Annotated in this window: 1 protein-coding gene; it reads right to left on the bottom strand. The window is 69.9% G+C overall.

Annotated elements, in window-relative coordinates; genetic code table 11:
* Positions 1-18: 18 nt before the first annotated feature.
* The gene (gene pstC, locus AB8Z36_RS40415) at positions 19-978 is read right to left on the bottom strand and encodes a phosphate ABC transporter permease subunit PstC (RefSeq protein ID WP_369218333.1); all 960 of its coding nucleotides are present in this window, start codon (positions 976-978) and stop codon (positions 19-21) included.
* Between the last annotated feature and the right edge of the window lie 32 nt (positions 979-1010).

A 1010-nucleotide genomic window follows, 5' to 3' on the forward strand; every position in this document is an offset into this window, starting at 1 on the left:
GGGTGGGTGTCGTGGTGCTCATGCGTTGGCCCCCGAGTACTCCTTGCGGCGCGCGATGATCAGGCGGGCGGCGCCGTTGACCAGCAGCGTGATGATGAACAGGACCAGGCCGGAGGCGATCAGGGCGTCCTGGCCGTACTCGGTGGCCTCGTTGAACTTGCTGGCGATGTTCTGCGCGAAGGTGCCGCCGCCGTAGTCGAGCACGGAGGCCTGGATCACGAAGGTCGGCGAGAGCACGGTGGCGACGGCGATCGTCTCGCCGAGCGCGCGGCCGAGGCCGAGCATCGAGGCCGAGATGATGCCGGAGCGGCCGAAGGGCAGCACCGACATGCGGATGACCTCCCAGCGCGTGGCGCCGAGGGCGAGCGCGGCCTCCTCGTGCATCTTCGGGACCTGGAGGAAGACCTCGCGGCTCACGTTGGTGATGATCGGCAGGATCATGATCGCGAGCAGGATGCCGACGGTCATCAGGGAGCGCGGGGCGCCGCCCTGGTAGGAGAAGATCCCGGTCCAGCCGAAGTAGTCGTCGAGCCAGCTGTAGAGGCCGGTCAGGTTGGGCGCGACCACGAGGGCGCCCCACAGGCCGTAGACGATCGAGGGCACGGCGGCCAGCAGGTCGATCACGTAGGCGATGGGGGTGGCCAGCTTGCGCGGCGCGTAGTGCGAGATGAAGAGCGCGATGCCGATGGCGACGGGGACCGCGATCACCAGGGCGATGATCGAGCTGACCACCGTGCCGAAGACCAGGACGGCGATGCCGAAGTAGGGCTTGCCGCCGGTGGTGCTTCCGGCCGGGTCCCACTCGAAGGTGGTGAGGAAGTTGCCGGTGTTGTCGGCGAGCGCGAGGGCCGTGCGGTACGTCAGGAACGCCGCGATGGCGGCCATGATCACGAGGAGCGCGATGCCGGAGCCCCGGGAGAAGCCGAGGAAGATCCGGTCGCCGGGCCGGGTGGCGCCGCGTGCGGCGGCCTTGCTCACGGGGGCGACGGGCTCGGGACGGACGGCGGGGG

Origin of the sequence: Streptomyces flavofungini (genome assembly GCF_041028215.1) — a bacterium.
GTDB classification, from domain to species: domain Bacteria; phylum Actinomycetota; class Actinomycetes; order Streptomycetales; family Streptomycetaceae; genus Streptomyces; species Streptomyces flavofungini_B.